At 40.2% G+C, this 17905-nt stretch carries 21 protein-coding genes; 18 read left to right on the top strand and 3 right to left on the bottom strand.

What is annotated here, in order from left to right; genetic code table 11:
* Positions 1-30 precede the first annotated feature (30 nt).
* The 14 genes from B7697_RS04275 (at position 31) to B7697_RS04215 (ending at position 11003) form a co-directional block, all read left to right on the top strand.
* Positions 31-483, top strand: a complete 453-nt coding sequence (locus B7697_RS04275) for a hypothetical protein (RefSeq protein ID WP_084950505.1) — start codon at positions 31-33, stop codon at positions 481-483.
* Entirely contained in the window at positions 480-695 is a 216-nt protein-coding gene (locus B7697_RS04270; RefSeq protein WP_084950504.1) for a hypothetical protein, read from the top strand. The genes B7697_RS04275 and B7697_RS04270 overlap by 4 nt, the downstream gene beginning before the upstream one ends.
* Positions 692-985: a hypothetical protein gene (locus tag B7697_RS04265; RefSeq protein WP_084950502.1), complete on the top strand. Its 294-nt coding sequence runs from the start codon at positions 692-694 to the stop codon at positions 983-985. Before B7697_RS04270 ends, B7697_RS04265 begins: the two co-directional genes overlap by 4 nt.
* Positions 966-1307, top strand: coding sequence for a DNA-binding protein (locus tag B7697_RS04260; protein WP_084950500.1), 342 nt, complete (start codon positions 966-968; stop codon positions 1305-1307). The genes B7697_RS04265 and B7697_RS04260 overlap by 20 nt, the downstream gene beginning before the upstream one ends.
* Positions 1300-1575: a transcriptional regulator gene (locus B7697_RS09405; RefSeq protein ID WP_084950498.1), complete on the top strand. Its 276-nt coding sequence runs from the start codon at positions 1300-1302 to the stop codon at positions 1573-1575. Before B7697_RS04260 ends, B7697_RS09405 begins: the two co-directional genes overlap by 8 nt.
* Before the next feature lie 140 nt (positions 1576-1715).
* Complete coding sequence (locus B7697_RS04250; RefSeq protein WP_084950497.1) at positions 1716-2582, top strand: primase alpha helix C-terminal domain-containing protein; 867 nt, start codon at positions 1716-1718, stop codon at positions 2580-2582.
* Between the two features lie 163 nt (positions 2583-2745).
* Positions 2746-4242, top strand: a complete 1497-nt coding sequence (locus B7697_RS04245) for a phage/plasmid primase, P4 family (RefSeq protein ID WP_084950495.1) — start codon at positions 2746-2748, stop codon at positions 4240-4242.
* Between the two features lie 293 nt (positions 4243-4535).
* Complete coding sequence (locus tag B7697_RS09200; RefSeq protein WP_142358999.1) at positions 4536-4709, top strand: sporulation protein Cse60; 174 nt, start codon at positions 4536-4538, stop codon at positions 4707-4709.
* Positions 4710-4791: 82 nt separating this feature from the next.
* Positions 4792-5322 carry a hypothetical protein gene (locus tag B7697_RS04240; RefSeq protein WP_084950494.1) on the top strand — a complete coding sequence of 177 codons (531 nt, stop codon included), beginning with the start codon at positions 4792-4794 and terminating at the stop codon, positions 5320-5322.
* 70 nt (positions 5323-5392) lie between these two features.
* Positions 5393-5902, top strand: a complete 510-nt coding sequence (locus B7697_RS04235) for a hypothetical protein (RefSeq protein WP_084950492.1) — start codon at positions 5393-5395, stop codon at positions 5900-5902.
* Between the two features lie 836 nt (positions 5903-6738).
* Entirely contained in the window at positions 6739-7149 is a 411-nt protein-coding gene (locus tag B7697_RS04230) for a DUF1492 domain-containing protein (RefSeq protein WP_084950491.1), read from the top strand.
* Between the two features lie 156 nt (positions 7150-7305).
* Positions 7306-7698: a transcriptional regulator gene (locus tag B7697_RS04225; RefSeq protein WP_084950489.1), complete on the top strand. Its 393-nt coding sequence runs from the start codon at positions 7306-7308 to the stop codon at positions 7696-7698.
* A gap of 1229 nt (positions 7699-8927) precedes the next feature.
* Entirely contained in the window at positions 8928-9734 is an 807-nt protein-coding gene (locus B7697_RS04220; protein ID WP_084950488.1) for a coiled-coil domain-containing protein, read from the top strand.
* A gap of 21 nt (positions 9735-9755) precedes the next feature.
* Positions 9756-11003, top strand: a complete 1248-nt coding sequence (locus tag B7697_RS04215; protein ID WP_084950486.1) for a toxic anion resistance protein — start codon at positions 9756-9758, stop codon at positions 11001-11003.
* A gap of 193 nt (positions 11004-11196) precedes the next feature.
* Here B7697_RS04215 and rpmG read toward each other — a convergent pair whose 3' ends face one another.
* Entirely contained in the window at positions 11197-11346 is a 150-nt protein-coding gene (rpmG, locus tag B7697_RS04210) for a 50S ribosomal protein L33 (protein ID WP_001265622.1), read from the bottom strand.
* A 15-nt stretch (positions 11347-11361) separates the two neighbouring features.
* Positions 11362-11544, bottom strand: coding sequence for a 50S ribosomal protein L32 (gene rpmF / locus B7697_RS04205; protein WP_000290417.1), 183 nt, complete (start codon positions 11542-11544; stop codon positions 11362-11364).
* Positions 11545-11774: 230 nt separating this feature from the next.
* On the opposite strand from rpmF, the gene ilvD reads away from it, so the two are divergent.
* Positions 11775-13478 carry a dihydroxy-acid dehydratase gene (gene ilvD, locus B7697_RS04200; RefSeq protein WP_000137346.1) on the top strand — a complete coding sequence of 568 codons (1704 nt, stop codon included), beginning with the start codon at positions 11775-11777 and terminating at the stop codon, positions 13476-13478.
* Positions 13479-13688: 210 nt separating this feature from the next.
* Here ilvD and B7697_RS04195 read toward each other — a convergent pair whose 3' ends face one another.
* Entirely contained in the window at positions 13689-14030 is a 342-nt protein-coding gene (locus B7697_RS04195; protein WP_023944033.1) for a metal-sulfur cluster assembly factor, read from the bottom strand.
* A 124-nt stretch (positions 14031-14154) separates the two neighbouring features.
* On the opposite strand from B7697_RS04195, the gene rgg reads away from it, so the two are divergent.
* The 3 genes from rgg (at position 14155) to hisS (ending at position 17812) form a co-directional block, all read left to right on the top strand.
* Entirely contained in the window at positions 14155-15006 is an 852-nt protein-coding gene (gene rgg, locus B7697_RS04185; RefSeq protein ID WP_023947586.1) for a quorum-sensing system transcriptional regulator Rgg, read from the top strand.
* 200 nt (positions 15007-15206) lie between these two features.
* Positions 15207-16454, top strand: a complete 1248-nt coding sequence (locus tag B7697_RS04175; RefSeq protein WP_084950484.1) for an MFS transporter — start codon at positions 15207-15209, stop codon at positions 16452-16454.
* A 77-nt stretch (positions 16455-16531) separates the two neighbouring features.
* Positions 16532-17812: a histidine--tRNA ligase gene (hisS, locus tag B7697_RS04170; RefSeq protein WP_000775845.1), complete on the top strand. Its 1281-nt coding sequence runs from the start codon at positions 16532-16534 to the stop codon at positions 17810-17812.
* Positions 17813-17905 lie beyond the last annotated feature (93 nt).

Raw genomic sequence — 17905 nt, 5'->3', positions numbered from 1 at the left:
TTACAAAATATAGAAACAGAGATAAAAAACATGACAGAAACAACATACGAGATTTTAACTAGACGTGTAGACAGAATTAGCGCAGAAATGCGAGAAATTGGCGAAAAAAATGGGCTTAGTAGACTTTCGTTATTGGCAAATCAAACAAAAACCATCAAAGAAGATTTATCCCGTTTACTTTGGATTGAATTTCCAGAATTGAATGAAAGTCATAAAATCGAGGCAGTCTCTAAAAGCACTACGGGAATGTTTTTCCACCCTGGTATTTTTGAAATGGACGCTATGCGACAAGCATTCTTTAAACGTCAAGCTAAGTATTTTTTTGACAACGAAGCAGAGCAACAGGCATATATAGAACATGCCGAAAAGGAGTATTTAGAGGCTACTGTAACCTTAAAAGATATTCTTTTTAACTCTAAAAATGGAACTCAGAGAGCAAAGAAAAGTTGTCTTATAGAGAAGTTTGAGGAGGCAATGCAATGAACGAATTAGATTTAAGCAATACACAGGCGGTTTTTGTTACGGTGGTACTGATTGCCTTACTGCTTTATCTAAACCACCGAGACCGCCAAAAAAGCGCCCAAATTGAGCGAGAAAGCAAACAGACGATAGAAACACCTAGCGAGGATTTAAACCCTGATTATGGGCGATATATCCAGCTTGCAGGGGTAAGAGTTTACGGAGGGATGAAATGAGTTACATAGTGAAGATATACCTTGATAGTGAAAAAATACCAGATGAACCTTATTTTACTAAAGATATTTTTCTAGCTACGTGTATGGACAATGCAACAAAGTTAGCTGTAACTATGAGCTTGTTAACAAAACAAGCGTTTGATTTAGAGACTAAGACAGCTTTTTTGAAAACCTTGGATACAATCATAGAAACTCAAAAAGATATTTTGCAAGGGGTAGCGAGCGGACAAATAACCTTTTTGAATAAAAGCAAAGGAGAGGAGGAACTGAATGAGCCTATCAGAGAATGACAAACGAGTATTAAGACTAATCAAGGTAGGTGCTGAGAACTCCATAACAGGGGCAGAAATCAGCTTACTCACTAAGCTAGCAGAAAGAACCGTACAGGACATTATCAGTCGCCTGATCACGCGCCATAGCGTTCCTATTGTCGGAGTTCGACACGGAACATTTAGAGGATATTTTATCCCAGCTAACAAAGATGAACTTTTGGACGGTGCAAAAACATTTTACAATCAGATCCGAGAAGAAGAAAAGCGCCTAGCGGTGTTGATGAACAGCGACCTGGAAAGCTACAAAGAAACCTTGAAGGAGGTGGGCGGATATGTTTAGCTTAAGCCGAGAAAGTGAGCAAGACCTAGCGCATGGCATTCTGGAGATGGTGGAAAGATACCTGGAAGCGCGTGATAGACTCAAACCACGACTGACAGGTTTAATATCAGCCCAGGGAGTCATGGACGAGTTAGATATAAAATACATGACACTCCAAAAGTGGGAAAAAGCAGGGCTAAGACGGTATCAGCCCCCACTAGAAGACTCTAGGAAAATCTATTATAGAGTTTCGGACTTGCTGAAGTTTATGGGGGTAGAAAATGGCTAGATGTATGACTGATCCGATTTATAAAGGCATGAGACTTGCAAGGGAAGATAGAACAAAGAACCGAATGCCTAGTTTAGAGTTGATTGAAGAACAAAAGCGATTGAAGAAATTGAGAAAGAAACGCAAGAAAGGGAGCTGATATGACAATTTATGAGGCTAAAGGCTTTCAGAGTAATCTTGTCTATCCATTTGATAAGATTGAGCCATTCGAATATATTGAGCGATTTAAGCCCTTAGTCGTTCCAGAGGGGGTAAATATCGAAGACTTCAAACGTACACAAGCGCCTTACTGTATCAGTGGGAAAGTAACGCAAGAAAAGAATGGCAGTTACAAGCGAAACAACTCTAGTCTAATCTATCGGGATTTGATTTTCCTTGATTATGACGATATACAGGGGACGTCTGAGGACTTCATAAAAGCCGTCTCTAGCACTTTATTTGGCTACTCCTATATCTTATACCCGACTATCAAACATAGCTTAGAAAAGCCCCGTTTTCGCCTTGTAGTGAAGCCTAACAACGTGATGAATGAGGCAACCTATAAGCAGGTAGTGAAAGAGATTGCTGATAAGATTGGGCTACCCTTTGACATGGCCAGTTTAACATGGTCACAACTCCAAGGGCTACCAGTAACAACAGGCAACCCAGCAAGTTATCAAAAAATTGTAGAGCATGGACTTGATTATCCAGTACCACAGACAACGGCTGAACCAGTCAAACAGAATGCTACAAGTCTTCCATACACTCCAAGGCCAAGCGGTCAGAAATCTATGACCATGAGGATCATTGACACGCTTTTCAACGGATTTGGAGACGAGGGAGGGCGCAACGTAGCACTGACACGATTTGTAGGCTTACTCTTTAATAAGTGGGTTGATTGTGACCTAGAGACAGCCTATGAACTTACAAAGATAGCCAATAGTGTGACAGTTGAACCATTGCCTATTGAGGAGCTAGACCGCACTTTTAGCAGTATAGCACGGGCTGAATATAGAAAGAGAGGTTAGAACCATAGAACTAGAAGAATTAGGAAACCTAGAAAGTGAAATCTTAGAGGCGCGTGAAAGCGAAGATAAGCACTTTAAGACTTTCAAAGGTGTTAGGGGACAGCTTATCAAAGAGTGTCAAGAAATCAAGGACAAGGCTTATCAGCAAGCTTATGAAGAAGTTATGGCAGACAGCAAACACCTTGAAAATGTAAAGGCAGGCAGGTTGAGCGAGGCCCAGCATGAAGAACTAGCCCAGCAGAAAGGCGAGGAAAAGAGCAGTAAGGCCTTACCAACTAATCCGCTGGGAGTTGCTATTATGTTAAAAAAGTACGTCCGATTTATTAGAATTAAGCCAGAGGCACAAGGGCAAAAAGCCCCATTATATTTCTATAATCCTGATTTTGGTATCTGGTTAGAGGATAATGAATTTTTGCAAGATCTTATTTCTGTCATTTATCCAAACACAACAGAAAAACAGGCATTTGATACGCTTTATAAAATAGCAAGACAAAGCCAAATGAGGGAAATCCAAGGCAATTATACTGTAATTGGGAAACAGCTATACAATGCTAAGACAGGCATTTTTGAAGAAACTACACCAGAGATTACAGCAACAAGAAAGATAAGAACAGGTTATAATCCTGTAGCAGAAGAGCCGATAATTAACGGCTGGAAGCCGACAGCTTGGCTTTTAGAGTTGTTTGACGGTGACGAGGAACTTTATAACCTTGCTATCCAAATTATAAAAGCAAGCATAACAGGGCAGTCATTGCAAAAAATCTTTTGGCTTTTCGGTGAAGGTGGAACAGGAAAAGGAACTTTTCAGCAGTTACTTATAAACCTAGTTGGTATGGAAAATGTGGCCAGTTTGAAGATCACTGGTTTAACAAAAAGCCAATTTTCAACCTCTATATTATTAGGGAAGTCGCTTGTAATCGGAGATGATGTACAAAAGGACGCAGTAATTAGAGACACTTCAGATATGTTTAGCTTAGCAACAGGCGACATAATGACCATAGAGGACAAAGGGAAACGCCCTTATAGCATACGCTTTAATATGACGGTAGTACAATCTTCTAATGGTTTACCAAGAATGAACGGGGATAAATCAGCTATTGATAGGCGATTTAGAATTTTACCTTTTACCAAAATATTCAAAGGTAATCCTAACAAGGCTATCAAAGACGATTACATTAACCGCAAAGAAGTGCTGGAGTACCTGGTTAAGTTGGCTATTGAAACACCAAACGCTGACATTAACCCTACGAAGTCTATTGAAATACTTGAAGAACACCATAAGGACATGAACCCCGTTATTGATTTTGTTTCTAAGTTTTTTACTGATGAATTGACAAGTGAGTTTATCCCTAATAGCTTTGTCTACCACGTTTGGAAAGGTTTCCTAGAATACTATGGTATTAAAGAAAACAGGTCAGAAATGGGCTTACATCGAGAAATCAAAAGCAACTTGCCAGAAGGCTTCGCAGTTGGCCAGAAGGTTATCCCTGCAGGGCAACAGATCCATAAAGGTTTTTATCCTAAAGAAGACCTACCGCCGTTTGCAAGCGTAGCCTATGCTAATGGTAGGACGACACCCGAAAAGCAGAAAAAGCCAAAGAATGAACGCGGGTATTACAACCATTGGCCAGAGTACAAAAAGAGAAGAAAAAGAAAATAAGAATTTTATACACTTTATACAGTAGGGCAAAAATCTTATACACTTAAAAACGTTGTCATATCAAGGGTTTTATACACTTTATACGAAAAACACGGAAATAAAAAAATTTCCTTATATTATGTTTCAAAAATGGGTCCCTATTATCCCCTATATATATTTTTATTTTAATGTATAAAGCGTATAAAGTGTATAAAACAATAGCAAAACCCTTGGTACTACTGACTTTATTTTTTATACACTTTCAAAAACAAGTGTATAAAATTTGTAAGAAGCGTATAAAAAAGGAGCTAAAAATGAAAATTAAACTATTTCATCAGAGATACAAGCAAGCCCTTTGGGATTTGGAAAGCCAGGTAAATGGTTTTATGGCAGGCGTTGAAGTTATTGACGTGAAATATACAGAGGCAACAGTGGGGGATAGTGAGGATATGGATTCACTAACCAGTGTGATGGTATTATACAGATAACAAAATGGGGTAGATAGTACCGACCCCCTTGCAATGGTGTAACTACTAGTGACACCCTTAAAACAGAAAGAGGAAAAACAACATGACATTAAAAACATTTTCAGATAAAGCCAAAACATTTACTTTCACTTACTATTTTTGTGATCAGGCGACCGCTCAAGTAGCAGGTCACGCGCTACTGGGATATATGACTGGGACATATTGCCAACCTGTAATTTCATTGACCTACAAGGATAAAGGCACGCTAGTAGCTGAGTATGTGGAAGATCACAAGCTAAACAAGACCTTTAAGCGTATTTGTGACAGTTTTAAAGACTACCACAAACAACCAGGAGAGGCTGAAGTATTTGAAGAACGTTATAAACGGGAGCGCGTGCTTCAACTCAAAGAGTCAGAGGATTTTGATAGTTTGCTGAATAAGGTCACAGACTACGAGCTGGAACTATTAGACTATGCTGACCGCCTGCTTTCTGATAAGCCTATCCCTATGGACTCTATGACTGCTTTTGGTACGTTGGAAATGCTGGGCGATGAAAGTATTAGCCTACTCCAAAAGTTGGACGTAGAGGGCGAATATAAAGGCCTTGCTGGTTATACAGAGCATTTGAAGTAGAACACAGGGGAGCAATCCCCTTTTTGCTATCAAGTCAATAGTTTTGGGTTTTTCCATATAAGGGGAAATAATGAAGCAGTTAGCAATAGAAACAATCACTAAACCAATGAAGCTGAGAGGAATATCTAAGGGTATAGCAGAGTTGGACGGTCAACGTTTAGAGATTGATTTGGATAATTTAATGATTGCTTTTGGTGTAGAGTCATTTGAATTAGACAGAATAGCAGGAACTAAGGGAGGTAATCGATATTTCTTTCTTTGCCCTGATTGTGGGAGACGGTGCAGGTTACTTTATAAACGGTATTTATATTTTAGTTGCGGTACTTGTCTAGATATCCACAAGAGTACCCTGAACCGTAGTAAAACGGATTGCCAATACTACTGGGAGCTTGCACTAAAAGAAGCCAGAAAGGTAGAACCAGGGTGGAGTCCTAGACGTGGTAGATATATGTTTGATGGTTTCCCTGAAAGACCAAAATACATGAAACAGAAACGATATTACAAGCACTATCAGAAATTTGTTAATTACACCAGAAAAGGGGATAGCTTTTGGCTGAATGGTTTGAGTAAACTAAAGTAGTATTTTGGATGAATATCTTGAGTTATCTTGAGAATATCTTGAGAATATGTGTTAATCAAAACAAATACTAAATAAAGGTTAATGTAAAAAAAGGATGATATAAACATTGTTTAGCTTAATAATTACAAGATAACAAAAGTATAGCGATGGGAGAAATAAGGCAGAGATACCCCCTTTATTTTTAGACGGGGGTATATTTTGCTAGAGGAAAAGAACGCTGCCCTTTTCTGTGTAAAAAATTCCCTTTTTGAAATGTTTTTAATTTTTGTATAATGTAGTATTACTAAGTGTTTGGCTTGATTTTTTGGCCGATAAAGCTACTCCAATTTTATAACACAGTGGGGGTGTCTCCCCCACCCACGCGCTTCTATGAGCTTCCCCCGTCACTGTACATTTTTTCTCACGGAAATCATTTGAAGCTAGAGCGAACGCCGAGAAAGTGGATATATCCCCTGTCATTTATCAAGGAGATAAGGACGACAATAAGCCTTCTTAATTGCTTACAAAATGATAAGCCAATAAATAACTTGCCTTAATTGCTTTAAAGTATGAACAAGTATGAACATATTCCACCAGTCGTTGAAAATACAAAAAGCCAAGGCTTACCACCTCAGAATGATTAGGTTTTGGTTAGGTTTTACATTTTAAAATAGCAAGGTAAGGACTTTATTCTAGAGATAAAATACTAAGATTTCCTAAGATACAAATACTTTTAGAGATAAAGAACGTTAAGGGGGTATAATCGAACTCCTAGAAAACGCAAAAAAAGCCAGCACAGGGCTGACTCCTTTATGAATTATTCCTTGAAATTATTATACCATAGAGGAGGCTGAGGCATGACACCAGAGCAGGTAAAAGAAAAACTAGAGGGCGTTAAGTGGATAAACAAGGAGATAGAAGGCTTATATTTAGAGCTTGCAGCTTTAGAAAGTGGTATTATCAAAAAGCAAGAACTGAGCAATACCAGAGTACAAACAAGCAGGGTAAATACAGCAGAGAATAACCTTATAAGTGTTCTAAAACTAAAAGAGGACACTTTACAGAGAATTGAGCGACTTACTGAAGAGAGAATGGAAATATCTAGGCTGATCGATAAGCTGGCCAATCCGCTTGAACGTTCTGTTCTCAGGCTGTTCTACTTGAATGTTCTTGACGCTTGGCAAGTTGCTGAGGAAATAGGTGTATCTACAACCTCGGTATATCGAGTAAGGCAAAAAGCCATAGAAAACTTGGCAAATGTGGGGTAATAGGTGAGCACAAAAAAACGCCTAGAACAATCTAAGCGCTAAAGAGCAGTGGACGGTGTGTCTGTCCCGTCATCTCATACTATGAAGTTGCGTAGCGACACTATCAGCTCTACCTCACTTCTCTTTAGATTAATTATATCACAAAGGAGCGAACTAATGGAGCTGGATAAGTTTAAAACGATGATGAATGTTAGAGAGCGCATGACTTACTTTCTAAGATTTCAGAGGATGGCAGGGAGTGAAAACCAAGTTACAATAGATGAAGAGGCTTGGGAACTTATCTTACCTGATCAGTGGAATTTGAGCGGTGAGCATGAAAAGGCAATCCGTGAGGGGCTGGAGATATTCGCCCAAGACATCAACAGTATAGAGAATAAACGAGCCAGGAAATACTTTATTATCCATTATTGCTACATGAGAAAGAAAACAATGAGCGAATGCGTAGAAATGGCAGGAACTAGTGTTACAAGTTACCACAGGTACAAACAGATAGCCGTCTTAAACTTTGCGAGAATCCACCAGAACAGAGAACTAGAAGCATATAAGTAGGCGTCGGTGGTGTTTTGTTGAAAAAATGTTGAGATTTAAGCGAGAGAACATGGACATTTATGGACACATATCGCTAGTTGTTGAACAGCTCATAAAATGTTGTCAGGTACTAACAAGTTCTTACACATCTCGCCAGTCGGAGAAAAACTAAAAAATGCTCTCTGGGTCTGAAAAGTTCCTACATATTCCACCAGAGCGGAGAGCTAGAAGCATATAAGTAGACAAATGTAGGCTGAGGCTTCATATTCGCCCCCTATTTTGCTTTGTTTCGTACTGGACAACTAAAACACCACGGACAAACTACAAGCCCTTAGAAACGAATCTGGGGGCTTTTGTGAGGTCATAATCTTATAAACCACGCGCTTCATGGTATAATATACCTATCAGCAACCAGCAATAAAAAAAGCACGTTTGACCGTGCTAGTTTCTTGCCTGCTGAACTCGTTAAATCTTAGCCCTTTTGTGGGGCTTTTTTGCTCCCCTTTTTGCGTACTTTGGGGGAGCAAGTAGTAAAAAGTAATGTTAGTATTTTTTGTTAAAAAGCGCGTGATATAAGGGTCAGGAAGCCCAAAAGAAACATAAAATAAGTAGTTTTTGATTATACAACAAAATGCTTTAATTTTAAGATATATCTTACAGAAAGCCTACAACAGTGGGCTTTTTGCTTTGTCTTAAAACGTTGATTTCTGGGTTTGCTTAGAGATTTGTTAGTAAGGTTATTTTTGTATCTAAGTCTATCTATTCCAAGAATGACGCGATATTGATGATATAAATCTGGTATGATATAATATTTTGTCCCCCTCAATTTAATGAAGGGAGGTGTTATGTATGCTAGAGTTACTTTCCCTTTTTCTAGCTCCGTTACTTGTTAACGTACTATCTGAGCTTTTCAAGCTATGGATAAAGAGACGTAGCAAGTAGCATTTAACCCTTTTAGAGGGTAGCAAAAAACCCCATCGGTGGCACGGTGGGGCTTTTTAGTTATATATGCTAGAAGCATTATTTTCCCTTTATGCTTTCATTCTAACACAACCCCTCCGATATTTCAAGTTTTTGTTTTGATATTCCTCAGAGTGTGTTTATGGTTTGAGTCCGCTTTACTGAAATTATCCCACGCGCTACTAGCCTCCATTCTACAGCAAAGAAATCAACTCTTTCTAGGGGATTTCCGCCCTCATTTTGCTCTTTTGTGCTAAAATAGACTTATAAATTGAAAATAAGGAATGTTTATGAAATCGGGTAATGGTTTTTGGAAAGGCTGTCTCTATTTTTGGGGCTTTTTGTTCTTACTGGGCCTTTTGGTTCAATATGCTCTTCCACTTGCGGCTTGTGTCCTGCTAGGCTATGGTGGTTATCGCCTCTATAAACGTTGGCGCTATCCTCTTTTGCAGGATCGTTCGCTCGATGATCGGATTGAGCTTTTAAAAGCTCGTATTCGTCAGGCGGACAAGGATATTCAGCAATTAGAGGGAACTTTAGTAGAAAAAGGCTCAGAGTCCTATAAGAGTTTGGCTAATCAAGTATTAATCGAACTGCGGGAAATCCATCAGGAGGCGGAACGTCTCAAGTCCTATATCGATGCTGATGTCTACAACCGTATTGACAAAAAGGTTCGTACAGTGAGGGCAACTATCGATGTTCAGCTAGAACGTTTGGATAGAGAAAGTCAGGTAGATCTTGAGAATGCGGAGCCAGAGGAATTAGCTCCAGAATTATCCCAGACCTTGGCTAATATTGCCATTGACCATCAGGCAATTTTAGACAAGATTGCTACCTCTGCTGATGGTGATAAGGAAGAATTGACGGCCATTCATAGTTTGAAGATGGAGAAGTTCAAAACGATTCTAGAAGGCTATTTAAAGATTAAGGCCAATCCGAAGAACTATAATCGAGCAGAGGAACGTTTGCAACAAGCTAAAGCAGCTATCGAACAATTTGACCTTGAACTGGACCAAGTCTTGAGAGAACTCAATGAAACAGATATGCGTGATTTTGATATCAGTTTGCGTATCCTAGAAAAAGATCGTAAAGAATAGGTTAGAAACAAAGGAGTAACCATGACAGAATTTAATTTTGATATTGACCAGATTGCCAATAATACGGTAGCTAAGGTGGATAAAACAACCCAAATCATCGAGACCAATACTGGCTCAGACAAGACCTTGACCTTCTTAGAAAAGCTGAGCCCTGAGCAGCAAGAAGGAATCAAGGCGCACGTGCCCCAGTTAGTAGACCAGTTTGTCACCAATCAAAATGCTCTCTTAGATTTTGGACAATCTGCTGTCGAAGGTGTGAACAATACGGTCAATCGTATCTTGTCAGAACAAAAGAAATTGCAGATTCCCCAAGTGGATGATCTACTCAAAAATACCAACCGTGAGTTGCAAGGCTTTGTAGTCAAATACAAGAACGCTGAAATTGCTGAGCTAGAAGAGAAGCCAAACTTTTTGCAACGATTGTTTAACAAGAGCAAGAATACCCTACAGGAATTTTACTTTGACTCAAAAACAGTGGAGCAAAAGCTGGATGGCATGGCTGCCGCAGTGGTCAAGCAAGAAGATGTGCTAGCTCGAAATATCGTCTCTGCTGAGATGTTGATTGAGGACAATACCAAATCCATTGAAAATCTAGTGGGAGTAATTTCCTTTATCGAAGCTAGCCAGACAGAAGCTGGCAAGCGCGCTGTCGAACTAAAGGCCCAAGTTGACCAACTCGATACAAGTACGGTAGAATACCAAACCAAGTCACAAGAATTGGCTCGCATGGCTGAAGTGGTCAATACCCTCGAACAACAGCACACTGAGTATGTCAGCCGTCTCTATGTTGCTTGGGCAACAACACCTCAGATGCGTAATCTTGTGAAGGTGTCATCTGATATGCGCCAAAAATTGGGTATGCTTCGTCGTAATACGATTCCAACAATGAAGCTTTCTATTGCCCAACTTGGTATTTTGCAACAATCAATGAAATCAGGTGTCGTGGCAGATGCCATTGTCAATGCCAATAATGCTGCCCTTCAGATGCTAGCTGAAACCAGCAAGGAAGTGATTCCGCAGATGGAACGAATTGCCCAAAGCCCGACAGTCGCTGTTGAGTCTGTTACCAAACTGGCTGAAAGCCTGGTCGCTCAAAACCAAGGTATCGTCGCAGCAATTGAATTGGGACGCCAGAAACGTGCCCAACTAGAAACAACCATCGTCAAGTCCGCAGAAATGATCAACGATTCTGTCAAACTACGCGATGAGAAAATCGTCCAAGCCCTTCTAGACCAAGGAAAGGCCGCTCAGAAAGAAGTACAAGAATAACACAAGTCCCTTGTAATGTAGATTTGCAGGGGATTTTGGATTTTTCTATATATTCGAACCTCTAATTTATTTCGCAAAAAATACAGTCAAAAATGTAGTCATTCGAATGATTTTTATTGCAATGTAGTGAAATTAACAAAAGAAAAAAACGCTGATTAAGCGTTTTTCTTCTGTATTGATTCGTATTGAATGCTTACTTAACTTCTGTAAACACAACGTGTTTGCGAAGTTTTGGTGAGTATTTCTTCAATTGAAGACGGTCTGGAGTGTTACGTTTGTTTTTAGAAGTAAGGTACAAGCGTTCACCAGATTCTTTGTGTTCAAGTGTAATATTTACGCGCATGGTATCTCCCTTCTATTATTCAGCTGATGCAGCTTTAGCGATTTTACGTCCTTTGTAGTATCCTTTAAGTGATACACGGTGAGAACGTGAGTAATCTCCAGTAGTTTCGTCAAAGTTTACAGATGGAGCTGTTACTTTGTAGTGTGTACGACGTTTGTTTTTCTTCGCTTTTGAAGTGCGACGTGCAGGTACTGCCATTTTGATTTCTCCTTTAGGTATTTAAATTCGATTCAATCTACTGATTTTCATCAACCATACTAGGATAACACATTTTTTTTGTAAAGTAAAGTTACTTGACAAAAAAAGATGAAAAAATTAAAAGGTCATCAACCAAATTAATCGAAATTTTCTGAAAATTCAAGAATTTTCTTCTGTTCATTGCTTTTAAAATGTGCTATAATAGTAAAAACTGAAATGGGAGGGAACAAATGACTGAATTAGATAAACGTCATCGCAGTAGCATTTATGACAGCATGGTGAAATCACCTAACCGTGCCATGCTTCGTGCGACTGGTATGACAGATAAGGACTTTGAAACACCGATTGTTGGGGTTATTTCGACTTGGGCGGAAAATACACCATGTAACATCCACTTGCATGATTTTGGGAAATTAGCCAAAGAAGGTGTCAAATCGGCAGGTGCTTGGCCTGTGCAGTTTGGAACTATCACTGTAGCGGACGGAATTGCCATGGGAACGCCTGGTATGCGTTTCTCTCTAACATCTCGTGATATCATTGCGGACTCAATCGAGGCAGCTATGGGTGGTCACAATGTGGATGCCTTTGTAGCTATCGGTGGCTGTGACAAGAACATGCCTGGTTCTATGATTGCCATTGCCAATATGGATATCCCAGCTATTTTCGCCTATGGTGGTACCATTGCACCCGGAAATCTTGATGGCAAAGACATTGACTTGGTTTCTGTTTTTGAGGGAATCGGAAAATGGAACCACGGTGACATGACAGCTGAGGACGTGAAACGTCTTGAATGTAATGCCTGCCCTGGCCCTGGTGGTTGTGGTGGTATGTACACAGCTAATACCATGGCGACTGCTATCGAAGTTCTAGGGATGAGTTTGCCAGGATCTTCATCTCACCCAGCTGAATCAGCTGACAAGAAAGAAGATATCGAAGCAGCAGGACGTGCTGTTGTTAAGATGCTGGAACTTGGTCTCAAACCATCAGATATCTTGACTCGTGAAGCCTTTGAAGATGCTATCACTGTAACTATGGCTCTCGGTGGTTCTACAAATGCCACTCTTCACTTGCTTGCCATTGCCCATGCTGCCAATGTTGACTTGTCTCTTGAGGACTTCAATACGATTCAAGAACGTGTGCCTCACTTGGCTGACTTGAAACCATCTGGTCAGTATGTCTTCCAAGACCTCTACGAAGTCGGTGGTGTGCCTGCGGTTATGAGATATCTCTTGGCAAATGGTTTCCTTCACGGAGACCGTATCACATGTACTGGTAAGACAGTTGCTGAGAACTTGGCTGACTTTGCAGACCTTACACCAGGTCAAAAAGTTATCATGCCACTTGAAAATCCAAAACGTGCAGACGGTCCGCTTATCATCTTGAACGGGAACCTTGCCCCTGATGGTGCGGTTGCTAAAGTATCAGGTGTTAAAGTGCGTCGTCACGTTGGTCCAGCTAAGGTCTTTGACTCAGAAGAAGATGCTATTCAGGCCGTTCTGACAGATGAAATCGTTGATGGCGATGTAGTCGTTGTTCGTTTCGTTGGACCTAAAGGTGGTCCTGGTATGCCTGAGATGCTGTCACTTTCATCAATGATCGTTGGTAAAGGTCAAGGAGACAAGGTGGCCCTCTTGACAGATGGTCGTTTCTCTGGTGGTACTTATGGTCTGGTTGTTGGACATATCGCTCCTGAAGCTCAGGATGGTGGACCAATTGCCTACCTTCGTACAGGCGATATCGTTACGGTTGACCAAGATACCAAAGAAATTTCCATGGCCGTATCCGAAGAAGAACTTGAAAAACGCAAGGCAGAAACAACCTTGCCACCACTTTACAGTCGTGGTGTCCTCGGTAAATATGCCCACATCGTATCATCGGCTTCACGCGGAGCCGTGACAGACTTCTGGAATATGGACAAGTCAGGTAAAAAATAAACTCAAAAAGCAAGCCAATCTCGGCTTGCTTTTTTCATCTTCAAAAGTGATTTGCCTGCTTATACTCAATAAAAATCAAAGAGCAAACTAGAAAGCTAGGCGCAGGTTGCTCAAAACACTGTTTTGAGGTTGTGGATAGAACTGACGAAGTCAGTAATCGTACTACGACAAGCCGACGCTGACGTGGTTTGAAGAGATTTTTGAAGAGTATTAACGAGGTGGCAGTCCAAGGGCAATGCGGCCGTAGCGACTGATTCGTGTAATCTTCCAGGCAGGCGACCAGGTAACTTCAACCTTGACATCTTCGATACCCTCGATTTGTTTCAGACCTGCGACGATTTCGATAGGCAGGCTTTCGGCGCAATCACAGGCGGTGTCGGTGAAGGTCATGACAATCTTACAGAGCCCTGTTTCATCCAGATTGATTTCATAAATCAGCCCTAGATTGTAAACATCCAATTCCACATCTGTATCAAAAACCTTCTCTAGTTTTTCGATAATTTGGTCTTGTATGGCCAAAGCGCGGTCATTGATTTTGATATCGTCTCTCATTACAGTCCCTCCACATGATAAATATCCTCTATTTTCTCATAATTCTGACAATTTGGCAAGTTTTTGATGAATTTTCTGAAAAAATATGATAATATAAAGAAAACACTGAATCAAGGGGAAGCCTATGGAGCAGATTGGAAAAGTCTTTAGACAATTACGAGAGTCAAGAAATATCTCGCTGAGACAAGCAACTGGGGGACAATTTTCGCCGTCTATGTTATCTCGCTTTGAAACAGGTCAGAGTGAGCTTTCGGTGGAAAAGTTCTTATTTGCCCTAGAAAATATATCTGCTAGTGTAGAGGAAATTCTCTTTCTGGCGAGAGGTTTTCAGTATGATACAGATTCTGAGTTGAGAAAAGAAATCATAGATGTCTTGGATCCAAAGAATATAGCTCCGCTTGAGGACTTGTATCGCAGGGAGTATCAAAAGCATGCCCATTCTCACAATAAACAGAAACATATTCTAAATGCCATTATTATCAAGTCTTATATGAAGAGCATGGATGAAAGGGTAGAGTTAACAGCAGAGGAAGGGAAAGTTCTTCATGATTATTTGTTTTCTACCGAGATTTGGGGAATCTATGAACTCAATTTATTTTCAGTCAGTTCACCATTTCTATCTGTTTCTCTTTTCACTAGGTATGTTAGAGAGATGGTACGTAAATCTGATTTCCTAATGGAAATGTCTGGCAATCGAAACCTTTTTCACACTATACTATTGAATGGCTTTTTAGCCAGCATTGAGTGTGAAGAATTTACCAATGCCTCTTATTTTAAACGTGTTATCGAAGAGCATTTCTACAATGAAAATGAAACCTATTTCCGAATTGTCTATTTGTGGGCGGAAGGTCTCCTTGATAGCAAGCAAGGTAGAGTCAAGGAAGGCCAGAAAAAGATGGAAGATGCTGTCCATATTTTTGAGATGCTTGGCTGTAATAAATCTGCCGAATACTATAGAAATACGACCGATTGTTGAATATCTGCAAACTAAGAAAATCATTTGAAATTTTAAGCGATAGAATTGTTGACCTCTCTCGTGTCACTGGAGAAATTCTATCGTTTCTTTTTGCTCATTTTATTTGTTGCATATATTCAAAAGTTTTTCCTCTAAAATTTCTAAGTGCTATACTATAGTCATACTTCACATAAAACTTCTAACAAGAAGGGAGATTATCTATGAAACTATTGTTTAGAAATCAAGCTTATCGTCTCTTGACTTTGTCACGCTTCTTCAATGCTTTTGGTGCTTCAATTTTCAATCTGGTCTTTATCGTTTATGCATCGACCTTGCCACAAGCCTCTTTTGCGGTTGCTATGGCGAATATTGTCATGATTCTTCCGACTCTCTTTACAGTTTTTGTAGGGATTCGGGCAGATTATACGAGGGACAAGGTCAAATGGATGACCTATAGCGGTTTGTTTCAGGCGGTTTTATTTTTTCTGGCAGCCCTAGTTGTTCAGCAAGCTAGTCTCTTTGCCTTTTCTAGCCTGTGTTTAATCAATGTCATTAGTGATGTCATTAGTGATTTTGCTGGTGGTTTGCGAATGCCTCTCGTTAAGGAAAAAGTAGCTGAAGAGGATTTGATGGAAGCCTATTCTTTTTCACAGTTCATCACCTATATTTCAGCTATTGGTGGTCAAGCTTTTGGAGTCTGGCTCTTAGGTCTATCGGTTAACAATTTTTCTCTCGTTGCAGGAATCAATGCTTGTTTTTTCCTCATATCAGCTTCTGTTCTCTTTTTAGGAAGAAGCAAATTAAGCCTGTCAATTTCATCTGCTGATGGTGAAAACCTAAAAAATGAGAAGCTATCTATCAAAGAGCAGTTCCTAACAATTTACCGAAATTTACGCCTTGTTTTTCTTAAAAGTGGACAGAAAAACTTTGGTTTTATGCTCTTTGCAGTCTTGCTTATCAATGCCTTGGGTGGCGCTTTAGGAAGCATCTATAACATCTTCTTTTTGAGCTATTCTCTCTTGAATTTTTCTTACACAGAGGCACTATTTATCAGTCAAGTTTGTGCTTTAGCTGCAGTCATCATCAGTAGCCTTACTGGTAATGATTATTTTGGGAAGCAGTCTTTGCCTAGATTGATGATGTGGGTGACCGTAGGACTCAGTCTAGTTGGTCTAGCTAATTTATTCAATCAAGTCGTACTTGGTTTACTATTTCTCTGTTCAACTCTGTATGTGTCTGGTAAAGTTCAACCAAAGATTAGTGCCATGCTCCTGAAAAATCTAGCTCCAGAGGTTCTAGCTCGTACCAGTAATTTTTTAGGTTTATTGTTCACCTTATCCATACCTGTGGGAACAGCCTGTTTTTCACTTGTAGCCGTATGGAATATACAGTTGACTTGGATGCTATTTGTTGGTCTTTCCTTGCTAGCTATTCTTTTGACAGTTATTAATCTCAAAAATGATATCTAAATCCTAATTTTTTTCATACTGTTTTAATCCCTCTATTTATGGTAAAATAAGACTATTAAGTTTAAAGAGGATTCCCTATGAAATTACAAAAACCAAAAGGAACGCAGGATATTTTACCTGCTGAATCTGCCAAGTGGCAGTATGTTGAGGGCTTTGCCCGTGAAATTTTCAAGCGCTATAACTATGCAGAAGTGCGCACGCCAATTTTTGAGCATTACGAGGTTATCAGTCGCTCTGTCGGAGACACAACCGATATCGTGACCAAGGAAATGTATGACTTCTATGACAAGGGGGACCGCCATATTACCCTCCGTCCAGAAGGAACTGCGCCAGTTGTCCGTTCCTATGTGGAAAATAAACTCTTCGCACCAGAAGTGCAAAAGCCAAGTAAGTTCTATTACATGGGCCCTATGTTCCGTTATGAGCGTCCACAGGCAGGGCGTTTGCGCCAATTCCACCAGATTGGTGTTGAGTGTTTTGGCTCTAGCAATCCAGCTACCGATGTGGAAACAATCGCTATGGCGGCCCATTTCTTGAAAGAAATCGGTATCCAAGGTGTCAAATTGCACCTCAACACTCTTGGAAATCCTGAGAGCCGTGCGGCCTACCGTCAAGCCTTGATTGACTATTTGACACCGCTCAAGGAGACCTTGTCTAAGGATAGCCAACGTCGTTTGGAGGAAAATCCTCTCCGTGTCTTGGACTCTAAAGAAAAAGAAGACAAGGTAGCAGTAGAGAATGCGCCGTCTATCTTGGACTTTCTTGATGAAGAAAGCCAAGCTCATTTTGATGCGGTGCGTCAGATGTTGGAAAATCTTGGAGTAGACTATATCATCGATACCAATATGGTGCGTGGTCTAGACTACTACAACCACACCATTTTCGAGTTTATCACTGAGATTGAGGGCAATGACCTGACAGTCTGTGCAGGTGGTCGTTACGATGGTTTGGTTGCTTACTTTGATGGCCCTGAAACTGCTGGATTTGGTTTTGGACTTGGTGTAGAGCGCCTGCTTCTCATTCTTGAAAAGCAAGGTGTGGCCCTCCCTATCGAAAACGCCCTAGATGTCTATATCGCAGTCTTGGGTGATGGAGCAAATGTCAAGGCTTTGGAATTGGTACAAGCTCTTCGCCAACAAGGATTCAAAGCAGAGCGTGATTACCTCAATCGTAAACTCAAAGCTCAATTCAAGTCAGCCGATGTATTTGCGGCTAAGACTCTCATCACTCTAGGAGAGAGTGAAGTCGAAAGCGGACAAGTAACGGTTAAGAACAACCAAACCCGAGAAGAAGTGCAAGTGTCACTTGAAACAATCAGCCAAAACTTCTCAGAAATCTTTGAAAAATTAGGATTTTAATGATAGATAAACTGGTCAGGAACCTGCTCCTGACCTTTTTCTTTTGCAAAATGACAAAAATCATAAACTTTTTGACAAATATGCTTGTCAAAA

It is taken from the genome of Streptococcus mitis (assembly GCF_002096895.1).
GTDB classification, from domain to species: Bacteria; Bacillota; Bacilli; order Lactobacillales; family Streptococcaceae; genus Streptococcus; species Streptococcus mitis_AH.
The sequence above is the reverse complement of the archived record's forward strand: the minus strand, read 5'-3'. Positions and strand labels throughout refer to the sequence as shown.

Excerpts from the sequence above, each read along its gene's own strand:
- B7697_RS04275 (WP_084950505.1), top strand. The coding sequence starts at position 31 with ATGACAGAAACAACATACGAGATTTTAACTAGACGTGTAGACAGAATT.
- B7697_RS04270 (WP_084950504.1), top strand. The coding sequence starts at position 480 with ATGAACGAATTAGATTTAAGCAATACACAGGCGGTTTTTGTTACGGTG.
- B7697_RS04265 (WP_084950502.1), top strand. The coding sequence starts at position 692 with ATGAGTTACATAGTGAAGATATACCTTGATAGTGAAAAAATACCAGAT.
- B7697_RS04260 (WP_084950500.1), top strand. The coding sequence starts at position 966 with ATGAGCCTATCAGAGAATGACAAACGAGTATTAAGACTAATCAAGGTA.
- B7697_RS09405 (WP_084950498.1), top strand. The coding sequence starts at position 1,300 with ATGTTTAGCTTAAGCCGAGAAAGTGAGCAAGACCTAGCGCATGGCATT.
- B7697_RS04250 (WP_084950497.1), top strand. The coding sequence starts at position 1,716 with ATGACAATTTATGAGGCTAAAGGCTTTCAGAGTAATCTTGTCTATCCA.
- B7697_RS04245 (WP_084950495.1), top strand. The coding sequence starts at position 2,746 with ATGGCAGACAGCAAACACCTTGAAAATGTAAAGGCAGGCAGGTTGAGC.
- B7697_RS09200 (WP_142358999.1), top strand. The coding sequence starts at position 4,536 with ATGAAAATTAAACTATTTCATCAGAGATACAAGCAAGCCCTTTGGGAT.
- B7697_RS04240 (WP_084950494.1), top strand. The coding sequence starts at position 4,792 with ATGACATTAAAAACATTTTCAGATAAAGCCAAAACATTTACTTTCACT.
- B7697_RS04235 (WP_084950492.1), top strand. The coding sequence starts at position 5,393 with ATGAAGCAGTTAGCAATAGAAACAATCACTAAACCAATGAAGCTGAGA.
- B7697_RS04230 (WP_084950491.1), top strand. The coding sequence starts at position 6,739 with ATGACACCAGAGCAGGTAAAAGAAAAACTAGAGGGCGTTAAGTGGATA.
- B7697_RS04225 (WP_084950489.1), top strand. The coding sequence starts at position 7,306 with ATGGAGCTGGATAAGTTTAAAACGATGATGAATGTTAGAGAGCGCATG.
- B7697_RS04220 (WP_084950488.1), top strand. The coding sequence starts at position 8,928 with ATGAAATCGGGTAATGGTTTTTGGAAAGGCTGTCTCTATTTTTGGGGC.
- B7697_RS04215 (WP_084950486.1), top strand. The coding sequence starts at position 9,756 with ATGACAGAATTTAATTTTGATATTGACCAGATTGCCAATAATACGGTA.
- rpmG (WP_001265622.1), bottom strand. The coding sequence starts at position 11,346 with ATGCGCGTAAATATTACACTTGAACACAAAGAATCTGGTGAACGCTTG.
- rpmF (WP_000290417.1), bottom strand. The coding sequence starts at position 11,544 with ATGGCAGTACCTGCACGTCGCACTTCAAAAGCGAAGAAAAACAAACGT.
- ilvD (WP_000137346.1), top strand. The coding sequence starts at position 11,775 with ATGACTGAATTAGATAAACGTCATCGCAGTAGCATTTATGACAGCATG.
- B7697_RS04195 (WP_023944033.1), bottom strand. The coding sequence starts at position 14,030 with ATGAGAGACGATATCAAAATCAATGACCGCGCTTTGGCCATACAAGAC.
- rgg (WP_023947586.1), top strand. The coding sequence starts at position 14,155 with ATGGAGCAGATTGGAAAAGTCTTTAGACAATTACGAGAGTCAAGAAAT.
- B7697_RS04175 (WP_084950484.1), top strand. The coding sequence starts at position 15,207 with ATGAAACTATTGTTTAGAAATCAAGCTTATCGTCTCTTGACTTTGTCA.
- hisS (WP_000775845.1), top strand. The coding sequence starts at position 16,532 with ATGAAATTACAAAAACCAAAAGGAACGCAGGATATTTTACCTGCTGAA.